Origin of the sequence: Bradyrhizobium sp. AZCC 1678, assembly GCF_036924765.1 — a bacterium.
Lineage (GTDB): Bacteria > Pseudomonadota > Alphaproteobacteria > Rhizobiales > Xanthobacteraceae > Bradyrhizobium > Bradyrhizobium algeriense.
The window spans coordinates 429,156-446,659 of record NZ_JAZHSE010000001.1 but is presented as its reverse complement, the minus strand read 5'-3'; the positions used below and the strand labels follow the sequence as shown (position 1 = coordinate 446,659).

Annotated in this window: 15 protein-coding genes and 1 pseudogene; 8 read left to right on the top strand and 8 right to left on the bottom strand. The window is 63.0% G+C overall.

Annotation, left to right across the window (positions count from 1 at the left end; all coding sequences use genetic code 11):
• Positions 1 to 118: 118 nt before the first annotated feature.
• Positions 119 to 1,081: a sensor histidine kinase gene (locus tag V1294_RS02175; protein WP_334494878.1), complete on the bottom strand. Its 963-nt coding sequence runs from the start codon at positions 1,079 to 1,081 to the stop codon at positions 119 to 121.
• A gap of 186 nt (positions 1,082 to 1,267) precedes the next feature.
• Here V1294_RS02175 and V1294_RS02170 point away from each other — a divergent pair.
• Together V1294_RS02170 and V1294_RS02165 are read left to right on the top strand one after the other, a co-directional pair.
• A pseudogene (locus V1294_RS02170) lies at positions 1,268 to 1,738 on the top strand (SDR family NAD(P)-dependent oxidoreductase).
• A 28-nt stretch (positions 1,739 to 1,766) separates the two neighbouring features.
• A complete protein-coding gene (locus tag V1294_RS02165) occupies positions 1,767 to 2,267 on the top strand; it encodes a cupin domain-containing protein (RefSeq protein ID WP_334487208.1) in 501 nt (166 codons plus the stop codon).
• Between the two features lie 109 nt (positions 2,268 to 2,376).
• Here the strand turns inward: V1294_RS02165 and V1294_RS02160 are convergent, their stop codons facing one another.
• The 3 genes from V1294_RS02160 to V1294_RS02150 form a co-directional block, all read right to left on the bottom strand.
• Positions 2,377 to 3,753 carry a cytochrome P450 gene (locus tag V1294_RS02160; RefSeq protein WP_334494876.1) on the bottom strand — a complete coding sequence of 459 codons (1,377 nt, stop codon included), beginning with the start codon at positions 3,751 to 3,753 and terminating at the stop codon, positions 2,377 to 2,379.
• A gap of 183 nt (positions 3,754 to 3,936) precedes the next feature.
• The gene (locus V1294_RS02155; RefSeq protein WP_334494875.1) at positions 3,937 to 5,178 is read right to left on the bottom strand and encodes an LLM class flavin-dependent oxidoreductase; all 1,242 of its coding nucleotides are present in this window, start codon (positions 5,176 to 5,178) and stop codon (positions 3,937 to 3,939) included.
• A 207-nt stretch (positions 5,179 to 5,385) separates the two neighbouring features.
• On the bottom strand, positions 5,386 to 5,856 hold the full coding sequence (locus V1294_RS02150) for an Lrp/AsnC family transcriptional regulator (protein WP_108512562.1): 471 nt from the start codon (positions 5,854 to 5,856) through the stop codon (positions 5,386 to 5,388).
• A gap of 250 nt (positions 5,857 to 6,106) precedes the next feature.
• Between V1294_RS02150 and V1294_RS02145 the strand changes: the two genes are divergently transcribed.
• The 4 genes from V1294_RS02145 (at position 6,107) to V1294_RS02130 (ending at position 11,719) form a co-directional block, all read left to right on the top strand.
• Positions 6,107 to 8,332 (top strand): outer membrane protein, encoded by a 2,226-nt coding sequence (locus V1294_RS02145; protein ID WP_334494873.1) that lies wholly within the window; start codon positions 6,107 to 6,109, stop codon positions 8,330 to 8,332.
• A 108-nt stretch (positions 8,333 to 8,440) separates the two neighbouring features.
• Positions 8,441 to 9,847: an MFS transporter gene (locus tag V1294_RS02140; RefSeq protein WP_334494872.1), complete on the top strand. Its 1,407-nt coding sequence runs from the start codon at positions 8,441 to 8,443 to the stop codon at positions 9,845 to 9,847.
• Positions 9,848 to 9,982: 135 nt separating this feature from the next.
• The gene (locus V1294_RS02135; protein ID WP_334494871.1) at positions 9,983 to 11,194 is read left to right on the top strand and encodes an extracellular catalytic domain type 1 short-chain-length polyhydroxyalkanoate depolymerase; all 1,212 of its coding nucleotides are present in this window, start codon (positions 9,983 to 9,985) and stop codon (positions 11,192 to 11,194) included.
• A gap of 147 nt (positions 11,195 to 11,341) precedes the next feature.
• Positions 11,342 to 11,719 carry a Rid family hydrolase gene (locus V1294_RS02130; RefSeq protein ID WP_334494869.1) on the top strand — a complete coding sequence of 126 codons (378 nt, stop codon included), beginning with the start codon at positions 11,342 to 11,344 and terminating at the stop codon, positions 11,717 to 11,719.
• A 32-nt stretch (positions 11,720 to 11,751) separates the two neighbouring features.
• Here V1294_RS02130 and V1294_RS02125 read toward each other — a convergent pair whose 3' ends face one another.
• A complete protein-coding gene (locus V1294_RS02125) occupies positions 11,752 to 12,420 on the bottom strand; it encodes an MBL fold metallo-hydrolase (RefSeq protein ID WP_108512558.1) in 669 nt (222 codons plus the stop codon).
• Between the two features lie 161 nt (positions 12,421 to 12,581).
• Here V1294_RS02125 and V1294_RS02120 point away from each other — a divergent pair, with 161 nt between their 5' ends.
• A complete protein-coding gene (locus tag V1294_RS02120) occupies positions 12,582 to 13,397 on the top strand; it encodes an RMD1 family protein (protein ID WP_334504458.1) in 816 nt (271 codons plus the stop codon).
• Positions 13,398 to 13,561: 164 nt separating this feature from the next.
• Here V1294_RS02120 and V1294_RS02115 read toward each other — a convergent pair whose 3' ends face one another.
• Positions 13,562 to 14,680: a vWA domain-containing protein gene (locus V1294_RS02115; protein ID WP_334487198.1), complete on the bottom strand. Its 1,119-nt coding sequence runs from the start codon at positions 14,678 to 14,680 to the stop codon at positions 13,562 to 13,564.
• A 168-nt stretch (positions 14,681 to 14,848) separates the two neighbouring features.
• Here V1294_RS02115 and V1294_RS02110 point away from each other — a divergent pair, with 168 nt between their 5' ends.
• The gene (locus tag V1294_RS02110; RefSeq protein ID WP_334487197.1) at positions 14,849 to 15,334 is read left to right on the top strand and encodes an MmcB family DNA repair protein; all 486 of its coding nucleotides are present in this window, start codon (positions 14,849 to 14,851) and stop codon (positions 15,332 to 15,334) included.
• 112 nt (positions 15,335 to 15,446) lie between these two features.
• Here V1294_RS02110 and V1294_RS02105 read toward each other — a convergent pair whose 3' ends face one another.
• Together V1294_RS02105 and V1294_RS02100 are read right to left on the bottom strand one after the other, a co-directional pair.
• Positions 15,447 to 16,001, bottom strand: coding sequence for an ActR/PrrA/RegA family redox response regulator transcription factor (locus tag V1294_RS02105; protein WP_057852373.1), 555 nt, complete (start codon positions 15,999 to 16,001; stop codon positions 15,447 to 15,449).
• Between the two features lie 104 nt (positions 16,002 to 16,105).
• Positions 16,106 to 17,431 carry an ActS/PrrB/RegB family redox-sensitive histidine kinase gene (locus V1294_RS02100; protein WP_334494867.1) on the bottom strand — a complete coding sequence of 442 codons (1,326 nt, stop codon included), beginning with the start codon at positions 17,429 to 17,431 and terminating at the stop codon, positions 16,106 to 16,108.
• Positions 17,432 to 17,504: the final 73 nt, after the last annotated feature.

Sequence of the window (17,504 nt, the reverse complement as noted above, 5' to 3'; positions counted from 1 at the left end):
CGTGATCGTCATTAACAGAATGTCAACGCCGATAGAGAGGGCCGCGTGCGAGGTGAATATCGGTTCACGCGTTTGGCCAGCGCGACGGATTTTGCGTCGGGACTTCGCTGCAAACGCCCTAATTCGCGGGAATCCGGCATTGCATCGTGCAATGCACGCCGGTCTTGAGGAAGCGGATCTCGGTCTTGCCGTCGAACGCGCGAAGCGCCGACTGCAACAGCTTGGTGCCGAAGCCCGCAGGGCCGACGTTTTCGACCGCGGGACCTTCCGTTTCATCCCAGGTGACGTTGAGGCGGCTCTCCGACACCGACCACGACACCTGCAACAGCCCGCGCGCCGAAGAGAACGCGCCGTACTTGCCGGCGTTGGTGGCCAGTTCGTGAAAGATCAGCGCCAGGCTGACTGCCAGCTTGGCCGGCAGGAACAGTGCATCGCCGTTCAGATTGAACCGTACATGGCCGTATGGCCCGAGCTCGGAATGCAGCATGTCCTTGATGTCGCAGCCGCGGCCGTCCAGGCGCGCGATCAAATCGTCGGTCGCCGATAGCGCGCGGAGGCGGCTATCGATGCTGCCCCAGATCTGCGGCTGGTTCTGCAGCACCTGGTGCAGCACGGCGTGGATGGTCGACGTCTTGTTCTTGAGCCGGTGCTGCAATTCCTCGACCAGGAGCTTGCGGTATTCCTCTTCCTGGATCAGGCGCTTCGAATCCTCCCGCTGTTGCGCGACGATCGTTCGGTAATGCTCGACGCCCCAGATGGCGAAGCCGCAAACCGCCCAGAACATCAGCAGCAGCGCAAACCGCGCGGAATCCGCAATAGAGCTATCAAAATTGACGGTGACGCCGAGCGCGCCTCCCGCGATTGCCGTCACGATCCCGACCCGGGCGCCGCCGATGGCGGCGGCCAGGAACACGGCCGGGAAATAGGGCGTGAAGAATACGTCGGGACGGATGTGGGCTATGCCCCACCGGGCGATTGTCGACAAAGCGAGGCAGCCGGCCACGAAGACCGAGCTGAAAAGCAGCGAGGGCTGGGAAATTCCCTGCCAGCCGTGCGTGAACTCGTCGATCAATTTCTTCATCGGACTAGTCACTTCACGTGATCAGCGAATCCAAAATATGGCCGAGCATACCGAAATCAGGGGATTTCGGGGCGCCCGATGGCAGCAAAGCGGCCAGGCGATGGGCGATCACGATGGAACAAGCTCGCTTGCCTTGTGGGCGAGAGGCGGGAATATTGGCGAAACCGATTGCGACAGGGGGACGATATGGGACGGCTGGACGGCAAGGTTGCGGTGATCACCGGTGCGACGAGCGGCATCGGATTGCACACCGCGGAACTATTCGTCGCCGAAGGCGCAAAAATCGTGATCGCCGGGCGTCGCGCGCCGGAGGGCGAGGCACTGGCCAAAAAGCTTGGCATAAACTGCATCTTTCGCCAGACCGACGTCACGGTGGAAGAGCAGTGAAGGCGCTGATCGCCGTTTCGGTGGAGAAATTCGGCCGCCTGGCCGCCCGCGGTCGTGAGCGAGGTCTACAAATCGGCCCAGCCGATACCGCGCGCCGGACTGCCTGAGGATATCGCGCATGCCGCGGTGTTTCTGGCGAGCTACGAATCCTCCTTCATCAACGGCCACGGTCTGGTGGTCGACGGTGCCATGACCGGCGGCCGCAACTGGAGCCAGCAGCAGCAGGGTTATGTCACGCTGAAGAAGGCGTTCGATCAAGGTAGACGGTGAAATTTGGGCGACACAAAGGGAGACGCAAATGTCTGTAGCATTCAGATCATCGCAGCAGGGCGACTTTCGTCCGTTCTACCTCGCCATCATCGCCGGCCTCGCCTGTGCCTTGGTCATCGGCAAGACGTTGCCATCGACCATGGACGCGATCTCGGCGGTCATCGAGCCGCTGTGCGCAAACAGTGTCTCGTCGGGCTCGACACAGGACGTCGTCGAGCCGATCTCATCGCATGCATTGCCGAACGTGCCGGGCAAGCGCGTGACGATCGTACGCGTGTTCTACGGCCCCGGCGGCTTCACGCCTGCGCACCGGCATGCCGGGTCGGTCACCGCCTATGTCACCAAGGGCGAAATCCGCTCGCAATTGGCGGGCGGTCCGGTCGAGACGTTTGGGGTCGGTCAGTCGTTCTTCGAGCCGCCCGGCGCCGTGCATCTGGTTTCGGCCAATGCCAGCATGACCGAGCCCGCCGAATTGATCGCGGTGTTCGTGGCTGACGAGGGCGCGCAACTCACGACGCTCGTGAAGTAGCTAGCGGCGACACGGATTGTAGGGTGGGCAAAGCGAAGCGTGCCCACCATTCAAGACAATGGTCGCGGATAGATGGTGGGCAAGCTACGCTTTGCCCACCCTACGGCACTCACACCGCCTTCAGCACCACCCGTAGCCCATCCCGCGGTTTCGGAATCGGCCACATCTGCCAGTCCGGCTTATAGCCGGGCTCCAGCGACACTTCGAGGTTCTGCAGGAAATGCCGCGCAAAACATTTCGCCTGCATGTAGGCGAAGTGCAGGCCGAGGCACATATGCGCGCCGCCGCCATACGGCACCCATGCAAAACGATGGCGGTTGCGCTGCGCCTCGTCGGTGAAGCGCATGGGATCGAAATTTTCAGGCTCGGACCAGATGTCGGGCATGTGATGCGTGAACAGCGGATTGACGCCGACCAGCGTGCCGGCGGGAAGGTCGTAACCCTTAAACGAAAAGGCGCGCACCGCCCGGCGCGGCATCGACGGCACCGGCGGCTTCAGCCGCAGCGCTTCCTTGAACGCCATTTCCGACAGCGGCATCTTTTCGAGATTGTCGATGCTGGAGGGATCGTTGGCCTCGATGCCGAGACCTTTGACTTCCTCGCGCAACTGCTGCTGCCATTCGGGGTGGGCGGCAAGCTCGCCGACAAAGGAGGTCAGCGACGATGTCAGCGTGTCATGCGCCGCCATCATCAGAAAACTCATGTGGTCGATGATGTCCTGGGTTGACAGCAGCGCGCCGTCCTCGTGCGTCGCCTGGCACAGTTGCGAGAACAGGTCATTGCCGCCGCCTCGCGCGCGGCGGATCGGAATCTGTTCGGCGAAGTAGGCAACGATCCGCTTGCGGCCTGCAACGCCGCGGCCCATCTGCGTGAACGGCAGCGGCCGCCGGATCGGCGCCACGGCTGCGGCCACCATGTCGATGAAGGCGCGCGTGATCTCGTCGACCTCAGGCCCGATGTCGGCGCCGAGGAACGACGTCGCCGCCAGATCGAGCGTGAGCTGCTTCATCGCCGGATACACCGGCATCTCGCCCGGCTGCGCCTTCCACTGCTTGACCCGCGCGGCAATGCCGCGGTCGAGATCGACGAGGTAGGACCTCATCGGTCCCGACTTGAACGCGACCGACAGCGCGCGGCGGTGCAGGCGGTGCTCTTCAAAATCCAGCAGCATCAGCCCGCGCGGAAACAGCAGGCCGAGGATTGGTCCCCAGCCATGGGTGGAGGAGAACAGGCGCGACTGGTCGAACAGCACGAGCTCGTTGGCCTCGGGCCCGAGCATCGTCACGCTGGTCTCGCCGAACAGATGGGTGCGGTAGATCAGACCGTATTTGGCGGCCGACTTCTCAATCTGTCCTTTGGGGTCGGCCAGCACCGCCAGCGTGTTGCCGATGAACGGCCAGCCCTCGTTACCGGGAATGTGCCGTAACGCCTTGGGGTTCGGCGGCACCGGGATATTGACGGGAGAAGCAACACTCTGCATGGACATGGCATTTGCTCCGGTTCAAGTCTCGGATATGGCAGATATTATCCATCGTATCGGCAGCTTTGTCGCGGATCGAATATCGCGGCGTGGCCATCGCCGTCGCTTACGCTCCCTTGCGCAAACGCTTCGCGTTTGTCGCAGGCAATGACGTTGAAAGACCTCACGTCGCCTCGACGCGGAAGGCCATCACGCCTTGCGCTTGGCCGCTTCCTTCTGCAGGTCCGGCGCGTTGATGGTCGGGATCGCCACCCGGCCCGGGCCGGTATGGGCGAGCGCGGCGGCGGCTTTTTCGTTCTCCATGATTTTCGCCATCACGGCCTGACCCGCCCGCTCGAACACCGTGCGGTTCTCGATCAGGAATTTCTGTGATTCGCGCAGTCCCCTGACATAGCCGTTGATCTCCGGGATCACGTAGCGCGCGACCATGTCCCAGCTTCGGCGGGTATTTTCCGGGTTGGCCCAGTCATGCACGAAGCCGATGATGGTGCCGACGCCGCCCGAGACCTGCATCAAATTCTTGATGGTTTTGACAAGGTCATCCGGCGTGCCGATGGTGGAGGCAGCGTTCTCGCCGCCGGCGGTTTTCTCAATCGCATCCTCGGGCGAGGTGAACGGCTCCAGCCCCGGCCGCTGCAGCGTGCGGACGTTATATTCGTTGTGCCAGCGCATCAGGCCCGGGCCGGCCTCGCGCTGCGCCTGTTCGCGGGTCTCGGCGATGTGCCAGCTCAGCAGCACGCGCCAGTCGGAACGGCTCACGGTGGTGCCGGCCTTCTTGGCGGCGTCTTCGGCAAAGCCCCACTGCGTCGGCAGCGCCATCAGGCCCTGCGTCGACATCGAGCCGAGCGAGATGATGCCGATGCCGTACTTGCCGGCGAGCGTCATGCCCGACGGCGAGATCTGCGAGGCCACCACGAACGGCATGTCCTCCTGCAGCGGCAGCAATTGCAGCGCGGCGTCCTGCACGGTGAACCAGTCGCTCTTGGCGGTGACGCGCTCGCCCTTGAACAGGCGGCGGATGATCGCGATCGCCTCGTCCTGACGGTCGCGCTGCGTCATCGGATCGATGCCGAGCGTGTGCGCATCGGAGGCCAGTGCGCCCGGGCCGGAACCGAAAATGGCGCGGCCGCCGGTCATCCAGTCGAGCTGCACCATGCGCTGCGCGACGTTGTAGGGGTGGTGATAGGGCAGCGAAACCACGCCGGTGCCGAGCTTGATGCGCTTGGTGCGCTCGCCGGCAGCCGCCAGAAACATTTCCGGCGAGGCGATCATTTCCCAGCCGGAGGAATGGTGCTCGCCGCACCAGAATTCATCGAAGCCGAGCGCGTCGATCTGTTCGACGAAATCGAGATCGCGGCGGAACTGCAGCAGCGGATTTTCACCGATCGGATGATGCGGGGCGAGAAAGGCTCCGAACTTCAGGCGTGCCATGCGTGTTCCTCTCCGGATTTATTTTGCTTTTGGAATTTGCTTAAGCTCACAAACTACGGGGCGGGAAACGGCAAGGCAATGCTCGAAGCCGGGCGGCCAGCGCATGGTTGTCGCGCAAAGTCGGACGGCATGCCGCGGCCCGGAATTCGTGGGTGATTGCTCTCTTGCGGTGCAGTTGCTTATGCCGCGTTCGGCGTCGCCTGCCTGTCAGGATGGAGCGGCCTCGAGACTAACCTTCCACGTCTCCTTCGCCGACGACAGCGTGATCAGTGTTTCAGTTCGCTCCACGCCGTCCACCGCCTTGATCGTTTCGCTGAGAAACCGTTCGAGATCGCGCGTGGTGCCGACTCGAACTTTCAGAAGGTGATTCCAGGCGCCGGTGACGTGATGGCACTCCAGTACGTCGGGTGAGGCCTTCACCTTCTCCAGAAATATCGCCTCGACCTTCGGGTTGCTCCAGCCCACCATGATAAAGGCGAGCAGATTGAGCCCCGCCGCTTCCGGCGCGACGTGGGCATGAAAGCCCGAAATGATGCCGGACCGGACCAGCCGCTTGATGCGATCGTTGATGGTGGAGACGGCGACGCCGATCTTTTCGCTGAGCGCAGCCAGCGGCTGCCGGTCGTCCTCCTGCAGCAGCATCAGGAGTTGCCGGTCGGTGTCGTCCAGTTTTGCCATCGAGGCCTCGCCCGGAATTTCGCAAGTCTTACGGAATTAGACCGATCTTGCAGGGTCCGCAAAGGCTTTCAGCGAGCTTTACAGCCAATCGTCCGATTAATTTCCGGAAGGTGTCGCAAAAGCCACAATAAAGACGGGAAGTGCGCGATATCGCCGTAATATTTACAGTATGGAACCCGAAGTCCGGTATCGTTCCACAACGTCCCGATGCGTCGGGCCGATTGGAATTGGAAGAGAGAGGCCGGATCAGATGCTGCGCAACCTGCTTATCGGAACGTCATCCTGGATGCTGCTGGGAGCCGCTGCCTCCGCGGCGGACCTGCCGGTATTGACCAAGGCATCGCCGGCGACAGCGCAATCCTGGGCCGGATTCTACCTCGGCATTCATGGCGGCTACGGCTGGGGTGACAACAATTTCAGCCAGACGCTTTTCCCATTGCCTCCCTACGCGGCCGTTCAGGGCTTCAAGTCGCAAGGTGGGCTTTACGGCGCTCAGGCCGGCTACAACTGGCAATTTGGTCGCGCAGTGACCGGGTTCGAAATCGACTTCAGCGCCGCTGACATCAGCGGCAATTCGACGACGGCCGCGCAGGAGTTTCCAGGGCAGGGCACCCTTGCGAGCAACCGATTCGATCGCGTGAAATATCTCGGGACCACGCGGGGCCGGCTGGGTTGGTTGCCGACGGTCAATTTGCTGCTCTACGGCACCGCGGGCGCGGCATGGGCACGAGTCGACGAGGGACGAAATATTTCGGTGGGCCCGCCGATCAATGTCAACGCCTCCGGCAACGCGCCGTTTGATCGGCTCGGCTGGGTCGCGGGCGTCGGCGTCGAGACGATGCTGTTCGGTTCGAGCTGGATCGGGCGTCTCGAATATCTGCATTACGATTTCGGCGCCGTCACGCAAACCGCGAGCCGTATCTCGAGCGTGCCCAATGGATCTTTCTCGGACCATGCAGGCCGACAGACCATCGACACGGTGCGCGCGGCGCTGTCCTACAAATTCGGCGACGCCGGCGCCGCCACGCCCGCGGCGTATGCGAAAGCTCCGGCCGTCGCGGCGCTATCCGGCTGGGCCGGATTCTATCTCGGCGCTCACGGCGGCTATGGCTGGGGTGAAAACAATTTCTCCCAGAATGAAAACGAAGTTCCGCCCGTGCAAATCGACGGTCTTAAATTGAAGGGTGGAGTTTACGGCGGCCATGCCGGTTACAACTGGCAATTCGGCCGCGCCGTGACCGGTTTCGAACTCGATTTCAGCGCCGTCGACATCAAGGGCTCGACACAGGTCAATTATTTCCTGCCTGCGCCCGGCGCGGTTACGACAATCTGGGCCAACAAGGTTGAAGCGCTCGGCTCGATCCGCGCTCGGCTGGGTTGGCTGCCGACGGAAAATTTAATGTTCTACGGCACCGCCGGCCTCGGCTGGGAACGACTCGATAGAACGTTTACCCGTTCGACAACGCCTGCAGGTGGTGTGACCACCTCGGTGAGCGCCTCGGCGGCCGACCGCTTCGGCTGGGTCGCCGGCGCCGGCATAGAAGCCATGTTGCCCGGCGGCAACTGGATCGGCCGGCTCGAATATCTGCACTACGGTTTCGGCACGGTTCAGGGCGCGGCCGTCGAGACCGTCGCCGGTGTCAGCACCGTCTCGACGGCCGGTAACCACGGCGTCGACGTTCTGCGCGCCGGCTTGTCCTACAAGTTCGGCGAACCGGCAGCCGCGGCACCGGCGCGTTATGCCAAGGCTCTTGATGCCAAGGCTCCTGTAACGTCCCTTGCAGTTCTGCCGTCGTCGACCTGGGCCGGTTTCTACCTCGGCGCCCATGGCGGCTACGGCTGGAAGGACAACGACTTTACCCAGCGCATTATTGGCGACACGCCGACCGGCGGCATCAAGTCACGCGGCGCGCTCGCTGGTGGCCATGCCGGTTACAACTGGCAGTATGGCCGCGTGGTGACGGGCCTGGAGATCGATTTCAGCCTTGGCGATATCAAGGGGACCTCAACGCCAACCATCAACATCTTTGGCGGCGGCACGCAGACCATCACGCTGTCGGACAAGTTGGAATATTTGGCCGCGGCGCGGACGCGTCTCGGCTGGCTGCCGGCGGATAATTTCTTGCTCTATGCCACTGGCGGTTTTGCGTGGGAGCGGCTGGAGCGATCCCGAGTCATCGCTCAAATCGGCCCGGGAGCACTCACCCAAACGGAGACGGCAACCTCGCCTTCGGACCGCTTCGGGGCGGTGATCGGCGCCGGTGCGGAATGGATGCCGTTTGGGCCGAACTGGGTGGGGCGGGTCGAATACCTGCATTACGATTTCGGCAAGTTTGAGAACGCGAGGACGTTCACATCGACGGTGCCGGGCGACGTGCCTTTTTCGGAACATCGTGGCCGCCAGACCATCGAGGTAGTTCGCGCCGGCGTTTCCTACAAATTTGGAGCAGATCAGCCTATCGCCGCTCGATATTGAGCATGCCCGCAGAATTGAAAGCAGGGCTGCTTACGTCAGAGGTAATCGCCGGGATAACCAAAGCCTGAGATCGTCGGATGCAAGAGATACAGGAAAAGGCTCCTCCTCATGCATCAGATCGTCTCAGCCCCCGTCGATACTTCGCGCCGCTGGTGGGTGCTCGCGACCGTTGTCGCGGCGCAATTCATGTTCGGGGTCGACGCCTTTATCGTCAACGTTGCGATCCCGACGATAGCGACCGAACTGCACGCCAGCGCGGCGCAGATCGAGGCAGTGATTGCGGTCTATCTGATCGCCTATGCCACGCTGGTGATCACCGGCGGGCGGCTCGGCGATATCTACGGCACGCGAAACGTGTTCATCGCGGGCGTGGCGGGCTTCACGGTCACCTCGCTGTGGTGCGCGCTGGCGCTTTCTGGCCCGGAATTGATCGCGGCGCGGCTAGCGCAGGGCGCAACCGCGGCATTGATGGTGCCGCAGGTGCTCGCCACCATTCATCTATTGTTCGCGGATGCCTCGCGCGCCCGCGCCTTCGGCATCTACGGCATCGTACTCGGACTTGCCGGCGCGGCAGGCTTCCTGCTCGGCGGCATCCTGGTGACATCAGACCTCTTAGGGTTCGGCTGGCGCGCGGTGTTTTTCGTCAACGTGCCCTTTGGCGCGATCATCATGGTTGCGGCCTGGAAGATCATGCCGATGGTACCGCGCCGCGCCGGCACGCGGCTGGATATTCCCGGTGCCATCGTGCTGTTTCTCGGCCTGCTATGCCTGATCGGCCCGCTGCTGTTCGGCCACGATCTGCACTGGTTACCCCTGACGTGGCTGGTGATGGCCGCAGGCGTCGGCATTGTCGCCGCGTTCCTGCGGCTGGAGCGCGCGGTTGCCCGCCGCGGCGGCATGCCGCTGATCGATCTCATACTGCTGACGGACAAAGCATTCATGCGCGGGCTTGCCGCGGTGTTCTTTTTCTTCTTCGCCAATCTGTCGTTCTATCTGGTCATGACCATGTTCATGCAGAAGGGGATGCATATTCCGCCGCTGCAGGCCGGGCTCGTCTTCCTGCCGCTGGCGCTGACCTTCGTGATCGCCTCGCGGCATAGTGGAGTGCGCGCCAAACATCGCGGCACGCTGGTGCTGATCGAGGGCTGCGCCGTGCAGATTGCCGGCCTTGCGGCGTTGGTGATGGCGATCGAATGGATCGATATGCCGTCCGCGACGGTTCTTGCCCTGGTGCTGACGATCTTCGGGTACGGCCAGGGGCTCGTGATGGCGCCATTGTCGAGCGCCGTGCTCTCGACCGTGAAGCCGGCCAGCGCCGGCGCGGGCTCCGGCATGTACGGCACGACAGCGCAAATCGCCAACGCGGCCGGCGTGGCCGCGATCGGCGCGGTGTTCTTTGCGATCGAGGCTGGTCAATCGGCTCGGCTGGCGCTGCTTGCTGCGTGCGCACTGCTAGCGCTGTCGATTATCGCCTGCGCCGCATTCCTGACATGGATGCGTCAGGTCACGGGATGACAAATTAACGTCATCTGCCAAAATTTGATTGTGGAGAATGACAGTGCACGGCCTTTTTATTTCGCAGTGCAGCAACTATCTGTCAGGTAATGTGATTAAGAACAAACGTCCCACACAATCGCCCCAGGAGCCATCTTGTCGCTCGCGAAGAACGTCGAATTCTTGCGCCATTTCCCGAAGTTGAACGGGTTCAATGGCTTGGGAATCTATGGCCGAACCACTTCGCCGGCGGGGCAGAGCCCGCTCGTTGAGATCAACGGATTCGGCACCAATCCCGGCGCGCTAAAAATGTTCGCCTATGCGCCGGAGCAGTTGCCGCGCGCGTCCGCGCTCGTCGTCGTCCTGCACGGCTGCGGCCAGACCGCAGCGGGCTATGACTTCGGCACCGGCTGGTCGACGCTCGCCAAGCGCTATGGCTTTGCGCTGCTGATGCCCGAACAGCAGGGCGCGAACAACGCCAACACCTGTTTCAACTGGTTCAATCCGGGCGACATCGCGCGCGGCCGCGGCGAAGCCGCGTCGATCCGGCAGATGATCGCGCGGATGGTCGCCGATCACAAAATCGATCCCCGCCGCATTTATGTGACTGGCCTTTCCGCCGGCGGTGCGATGACGTCGGTGATGCTGGCGGCCTATCCGGAAGTGTTCGCGGGCGGCGCGATCATCGCCGGTCTCCCCTACGGTATCGCCAGCAATGTCCGGGAAGCGCTCGGCGGCATGATGCAGTCGACGTCGCGTCCCGCCGGCAAACTGGGCGATCTCGTCCGCAAGGCCTCCAAGCACAAGGGCCCGTGGCCGAAAGTGTCGGTGTGGCACGGCAGCGCCGATCGCACCGTTAATCCGGGCAATGCCAATGAAATCGTCAAACAGTGGCTCGACGTTCACGGCCTGCCGGGCGAGCCGATGTCGATCGGGGATGTCGACGGGCATCCGCGCGAGGTCTGGTGGAATGCCGACGGCGAAACTGTCGTCGAATCCTACACCATCACCGACATGGCCCACGGCACGCCGCTTGGGCTTTCCGGCAACGACGAGCGCTATGGTGCGGAAGGCGCATTCCTGATCGAAGCGGGGATCTCGTCGTCCTATCACATCGCTGATTTCTTCGGCCTCACCGATCGCGTCAGTCCGGCCAACGAAGCGGCCAAGCCGGCGCCGGCGTCGAAGATCGTTCTATCCGCTGCCACGGAATCCCTGCAGTCGTCCGATCTCGCCGCCACGCTCTGGTCGAGGACCCACAAGCCGGTTCACCAACCCAAGCCAGCACCGCGCGAACCGAAGCGCCGCGGCATCGATGTCGGTGGCGTCATCACCCGCGCGCTGACGGCCGCGGGGCTGATGAAATAGCGCGTTAGGTGCGCGGTTTCGGTGATCGGTTCGATCGGCGTAACCGCGACGTCGCGGCAGGTGACCTACCAGGAGACGGCAGGAACGGATGGCTGACATCCATTGAGGCGCGTGCTCTACTGAAGCACCCCGCGGAGGGATTGGCCGTTGATCAGAACAAATTTCTCTTCGGGCTATCCTTACGAGGACGTATACGGCTATGCGCGCGCCGTTCGCGTCGGAGACCAGGTCTTCGTGTCCGGAACGACGGCCCGCGCTCACCACCTCGATGGCGATGCCTATGAGCAGATGATGGCCGCAATCGCCACGGTCGCGATGGCGCTCGGTGAGGCTGGAGCGGAGCTACGTCATGTCGTACGAACCGTTGTCTATGTTCTCGATATGGCGGATATCCCCCAAGTAGCCCGCGCGCATGAAGAGACATTCGGTCAGTCGCGTCCGGCAAGCACCCTTGTACAGGTCGCCGCTCTAACGCCCGCTCCGGCTCGCATAGAAATCGAAGTGACGGCTATCATTCACGACTGATTCGATCCACCACTTACCCACTCCAGTCGCGATTACATCTCGCCGGTGATGAACGGGTTGGTCAGGCGTTCCTGGCCGATGCTGGAGCCGGCGCCATGGCCGCAGATGAAGCCGACATCGTCGCCGAGCGGCAGCAGCTTTTCCTTGATCGAGTTGATCAGCGTGGCGTGGCTGCCGCCGGGCAGATCCGTGCGCCCGACCGAGCCGTTGAACAGCACGTCGCCGACATGGGCGAAGCGCAATTCCTTGTTGAAGAACACCACGCTTCCCGGTGAATGGCCGGGGCAGTGCAGGATGTCGAAGGTGAGATCACCGATCGAGACCTGATCGCCCTCGTCGAGCCAGCGGTCGGGGCCGAAATCGCGCACGCCGGTCATGCCGAAACGCGCGCCGCTCGAGACGACATTGTCGAGCAGATACTTGTCGGCGATATGCGGGCCCTCGATCTTTACCTGCAGCGCGTCGCGCAAATCGGCCGCGCCGCCGACATGGTCGATATGGCCGTGGGTGAGCCAGATCTTCTCGACCGTGACGCCGGTCTGCTTGATCGCCTCCAGGATCTTGGGAACGTCGCCGCCGGGGTCGATCACCACGGCCTTCTTGGAAGGCTCGTGCCAGATGATGGTGCAGTTCTGCTCGAACAGCGTCACCGGCACAATCATCGCGCCGGCTTTCGCCTGGGTCTCGGTTTTATCATCCATGGCGGGGCACCATATTCTACCTTGAAAAGGGGTCAACACGGACGGGAACCGATATGGGATCCGTTCCAGTCCGTGATAGGTTTGCACGGAAGGAATATCTAGTGGCGAAAGACGGAAATCGCATCGGCGCGGACCGCGATTTCGGCCGGGATGCGCAGGTCATGAACCAAGCCTCCAAATCGCCGCTCGGTGGGATCCGAACGACGGCGCGAGCGTTTTTTGTCAGCGATCGCCTCAATACGTCGGGCCTCGAGCGCGGCGACGTGCTGGCGACGACACCGCTGGCGTTTCGCGTCAATGAAAACGGCGTCGCGGTTCTCTTTCGCTATGGCGTGGTGGTCCTGATCGGGCTGAATGCGCTGGAAGAGGAGGAATTCCTCCGCGGCCTGGACCACCGCATGACGGGGAAGTTTGCGCGGCGCGACGAGGAAATCGCAATCATCGAGCTGGCCCCGGAAAAGGAGGACCAGATTGCACCCGGCGGCCCGATCTGCCTGCAAAGCCTGTCGCCTGACCGGCTGATCCTGATTTGCGAGGCACTGGCGAAGAGCGTCGTCCTGGCCCGGCATGAACGCGAGGTCGCCAGCGTCTTTGATACGACCGAACCGGTCGCGCGGGAACTGGCGCAGAGCGGGCGTATGCGCGGCAGCCGTCGCTCGATCCTGAAAAACATCGGCGGTGCGCTTCTGGTACGGCACCGTGTGTCGGGGCCGGTCGAAGTGGAAGAAAAGCCCGACGTGCTCTGGGACAAGCCGCATCTGGAGCGACTGTATGCCCGGCTGGAGGACGAGTATGAGCTCAAGGAGCGCGCGGAATCGCTGAACGGCAAGCTCGCCGTGATCGCCGAGAGCGCGCAGGTGCTGACCGATATCATCGACACGCGGCGCTCGTTGCGGCTCGAAGTGATTATCGTGCTTCTGATCCTGTTCGAGGTGATTATTACGATCTATCAGCTCGCCATGGGCCGGCACCCCTGATCTCTGTCGTCCCGGCCAAGCGAAGCGCGAGCCGGGACCCATAAACACAGGCGTGTGTTGTGCGACGGCTGTAGCTCCAGCCTGGCGTAACAACATGCGCCGGTGGCTATGGGTCCCGGCTTTCGCGGGGACGACTCGTTGAGGGGCCTCGCGACGTCAACAACTCACCGCTTGATCTGCGCCTTCAGCGTATCCTCGACCACGCGATCGAACGATGACGCTTTCGGCGCGGCCTTGGCGCGCTGGTCGGCGACGTATTTGTCGCGCTTCGCCACCAGCGCCGACAGTTTGTCGTTGAGCGCCTTGCGCTGGCCCATCTGCTTGTTGACCTCGTCGATGCGCTGTTCGGGCTTCAACGCGCGCAGATTGTCGGGGAGGTCTTCTTCCTTGATGGCGGAAAGCCTGCTGCGGCCTGCGGTCACGTCGGCGACCAGATCGCCATCGCCGGTGACGGCCTCCGACGTCACCTTCGAGCGCTTGTTGAGATAGCTCGCCATCTCCGAGGCCTGCGCGGGCGCAGCGGCGGCGACCTCGGACAATTGCTTGGTCTTGCCTTCGGTGCGCTTCTGCAGGTGTTTCGGTCCGTAAGGGATCACGGTGCCGTTGATCTCCCGCTGCAGGATGATGATCTCCTCGTCGTAAGGCGTTTCGATGATGACGACCTGGCCGCCGTCCTGCGGGATCGGGATGAAGCGGCCGTTGCCGTTCTGGGCGATGTCACGCCACACCCGCTCGGTATCGCGGGCATCGCCGGCCAGCACCGCGTTGACGATGATATCCTTCTGCTTCGCCACTGAAAGCGTGCGCGGATATTTGGTATCCTGCGCGTAATCCATGTGCGGCGGGGCGTCGCCGACCAGGAACACGATCCGCCTGGTATCGCCGCCCGAGGTCCATTGCAGCTTGTTGACGGCGACATCGAGTGCCTCGTTGACGCTTTCCGGCCAGTCGCCGCCGCCGCGAGCCTTGAGTTCCAGAAGGTGGGCGTAGAGATCCTGGATGTCGGTGGTGAGTTCGACCTTCTTGGTCACATAGTCGTCGCCGATGTCGCGATAGGCGACGAGGCCCATGCGGATGTCGGCGTCGGGGTTGGAATCGACGATCGCGGTCGCGATCGACCAGATCTTGCGTTTGGCGCCTTCGAGCAGGCCGCCCATCGAGCCCGTGGTGTCGAGCACGAAGGCGACTTCGACGGCGGGTTTTGCAAGGGCCGGCGACGGGCCGGCGGACAGCGACAGGGCAGTGAGGGCGAGGGCAAAAGCTGATGTAGCGATGCGGGGCATCGTCAGATCTCCTCCAGTGTTTTGTCCCTCAAAGCCAAGGTTCCCTTGGCTTCACGGTGCGCTGAGGTCCAAAAAAGGGCGGGTTACGGACAAATTTGTGGCCGGCTTTGCGCCGGACTTGGCGTCGCTGCTGGGTGGTCGTCGTGAAATCGGATAGGGTTCACGATCATGGAATCGCCTGCCCGCCAGATCAGCCTCGTGCCTCCATTGGACCGCCGCCAGTCGGAGACGGCGCTGGCGATCGCACGCGGCACCGCGCGGCTGTTGCGGTCGCTGGGGTTCTCCTGCATCAGCGAATTGCCGCTGCCCTCGGGGCGGCGCGCCGATCTGGTGGCGCTGAACGAGCGCGGCGAAATCTGGATCGTCGAGATCAAGTCATCGGTGGAAGATCTGCGTGCCGACCAGAAATGGCAGGATTACCGGATGCATTGCGACCGGCTGTTCTTTGCCTTCACGCAGGATTTGCCCTGCGAGATTTTCCCCGAAGACACCGGCCTGATCATCGCCGATGCCTATGGCGCCCATCTGCATTGCGAAGCGCCTGAGCATCGCCTGCCCGCGGCAACGCGCAAATCGATGACGGTACGCTTTGCGATGGCCGCGGCGCAGCGGATCAATCGGCTAGTCGATCCGCAGGGGCATGTGGAGTTTTAGAGAAAGGTTCGAATCGGAGCCCGGTGGAGCGGAGCGAAATCCGCGTCGGCCGATCCGCTTGCGAGATTCCCTGATTGCGCTTCGCTCCATCCGGGCTACGCGATCGGAAACCTCAGCGCGGCGCGCGTTTCGCCAGAATCCGTTGCAAGGTGCGGCGGTGCATGTTGAGCCGCCGCGCGGTTTCGGAGACGTTGCGGTTGCACATCTCGTAGATGCGCTGGATGTGTTCCCAGCGCACGCGATCTGCCGACATCGGATTCGACGGCAACTCGGATTTCTCGGTGCCGCTGGCGAGCAGCGCCGCGACGACGTCGTCGGCATCCGCAGGCTTCGAGAGATAATCTACCGCGCCCATCTTCACCGCCGTGACGGCGGTTGCGATGTTGCCGTAGCCGGTCAGCACGATGGTGCGCGCGTCGGGGCGCTTGCGCTTCAGCGCCGAGACCACGTCGAGCCCGTTGCCGTCGCCAAGCCGCAGGTCCACCACCGCGAAGGCCGGTGCGGCCTTGTTGATCTGCGCCAGTCCGTCGGACACGGTGTCGCAGGATGTCACCGCGAAGCCGCGGGTTTCCATCGCGCGCGACAGGCGCTCGAGAAACGGCTTGTCGTCCTCGACGATCAGCAGCGAGCGGTCGGCGAGATCGTTCAGTTCGGCGATGGCGTTCAAAGTCGGGTTCCCCCGGGGTTGCGGATGTAGATCATCATATAGAGCATATGGCGCGGTAGTTTTGCACTGCCAAGGCCCCACAAAGTTGATCGGCTCGCTTTCGCCTAATCCGCTGGGCCTACAGCACTTTCCTCGGCCTCGAAACGGGCGCGGGGCCAGGCGATCTGCACCACGGCACCGTGATCGGGAAAGGTCCGGTTGGAGAAGGAAACCTTGGCGCCGGTCCGTTCCAGCAGCGTGCGGGCGATGAACACGCCGAGGCCGAGGCCTGTGCGTTCGCGGTGGGCCTCATCGGCGCTGCGGCGCCTTGATAAATAGGGTTCCCCGATCCGTTTCAGCATATCGGGCGCGATGCCGGGGCCGTCGTCCGAAATGACGATTACGACCGAATCGGCGTTCCACCAGGCGTTCACCTCCACCGTTGTCCGCGCGAAATCCACGGCATTTTCCAGGATGTTGCCGACGCCGTACAGGATGGCCGGGTTCCGCGCGACGACCGGCTCCCGCGTGGCTGCGACAGCTAGCCGCACCTTGATGGCGACGCCAAAATCGCGATGCGGCGCCACCGCTTCCTCGATCAGCGTCGAGATCGGCATCAGGTCGAACGGCGCGCCGGAGGAGGAAAGCTGGGTGATCTTGGCCAGGATGTCGCGGCAGCGCTGCGCCTGCTCGCGCAGGGTTTTCAGATCGGACGCCAATGAGTCGTTGCCGTCGACCGTCCTTTCCAGCTCCCGCGAAATCAGGAAGATCGTCGACAGCGGCGTGCCGAGCTCATGCGCGGCGGCAGCCGCAAGGCCATCGAGCTGGGTCAGATGCTGCTCGCGCGTCAGCACCAGCTCGGTCGCGGCCAGCGCGTCGGAAAGTTTTCGCGCCTCCTCGGTCGCCTGGAACGCATAGAGGCTGGTGACGCCGATCGCGAGCACGATCGAGAGCCAGACCCCGAACAGATAGATCGGCGGCAGCACCAGCGGGTCTTCGCTGTCCCACGGCAGCGGCAAATGGAAGAACACCAGCGCCGAGGCGCAGGCGACCGCGAGCAGGCCGAGGCCGACCGTCATCCGAATCGGCAGCACCGTCGCCGAGATCAGGACCGGACCAAGGAACAGGAACGAGAACGGGTTCTGCAATCCCCCGGTCAGGAACAGCAGCGCGGCGAGTTCGACGATGTTGAGCGCGAGCAGCGCCGCTGCATAGGCCGGTTCCAGCCGCTGCATCGGGTCGAAGGCAATCTGCAGCGCGAGATTGAGCAGCGCCGAGATGCCGACGATGGCGACGCAGGCAATGACGGGAAAGGCGAATTCCAGCCCATGCGCCACGATGAAGATCGCGGTGAGCTGGCCGAGCGCGGCCAGCCAGCGCAGCCGGAGGATCGTATCGAGACGGACATATCGGTGCGGCAGGCGGAAATCGGAGGCGGCGACGTCGGTCATATCTGGAGTTTAGCCGTGCGGGCGTATGATCACAAATTCGCGCGGTCAGGTTCGCTTTCTCCGTCATGGCCGG

Excerpts from the sequence above, each read along its gene's own strand:
- V1294_RS02150 (WP_108512562.1), bottom strand. The coding sequence starts at position 5,856 with ATGGCAAAACTGGACGACACCGACCGGCAACTCCTGATGCTGCTGCAG.
- V1294_RS02100 (WP_334494867.1), bottom strand. The coding sequence starts at position 17,431 with ATGACCGACGTCGCCGCCTCCGATTTCCGCCTGCCGCACCGATATGTC.
- V1294_RS02165 (WP_334487208.1), top strand. The coding sequence starts at position 1,767 with ATGTCTGTAGCATTCAGATCATCGCAGCAGGGCGACTTTCGTCCGTTC.
- V1294_RS02160 (WP_334494876.1), bottom strand. The coding sequence starts at position 3,753 with ATGTCCATGCAGAGTGTTGCTTCTCCCGTCAATATCCCGGTGCCGCCG.
- V1294_RS02155 (WP_334494875.1), bottom strand. The coding sequence starts at position 5,178 with ATGGCACGCCTGAAGTTCGGAGCCTTTCTCGCCCCGCATCATCCGATC.
- V1294_RS02145 (WP_334494873.1), top strand. The coding sequence starts at position 6,107 with ATGCTGCGCAACCTGCTTATCGGAACGTCATCCTGGATGCTGCTGGGA.
- V1294_RS02175 (WP_334494878.1), bottom strand. The coding sequence starts at position 1,081 with ATGAAGAAATTGATCGACGAGTTCACGCACGGCTGGCAGGGAATTTCC.
- V1294_RS02140 (WP_334494872.1), top strand. The coding sequence starts at position 8,441 with ATGCATCAGATCGTCTCAGCCCCCGTCGATACTTCGCGCCGCTGGTGG.
- V1294_RS02115 (WP_334487198.1), bottom strand. The coding sequence starts at position 14,680 with ATGCCCCGCATCGCTACATCAGCTTTTGCCCTCGCCCTCACTGCCCTG.
- V1294_RS02125 (WP_108512558.1), bottom strand. The coding sequence starts at position 12,420 with ATGGATGATAAAACCGAGACCCAGGCGAAAGCCGGCGCGATGATTGTG.
- V1294_RS02120 (WP_334504458.1), top strand. The coding sequence starts at position 12,582 with ATGAACCAAGCCTCCAAATCGCCGCTCGGTGGGATCCGAACGACGGCG.
- V1294_RS02110 (WP_334487197.1), top strand. The coding sequence starts at position 14,849 with ATGGAATCGCCTGCCCGCCAGATCAGCCTCGTGCCTCCATTGGACCGC.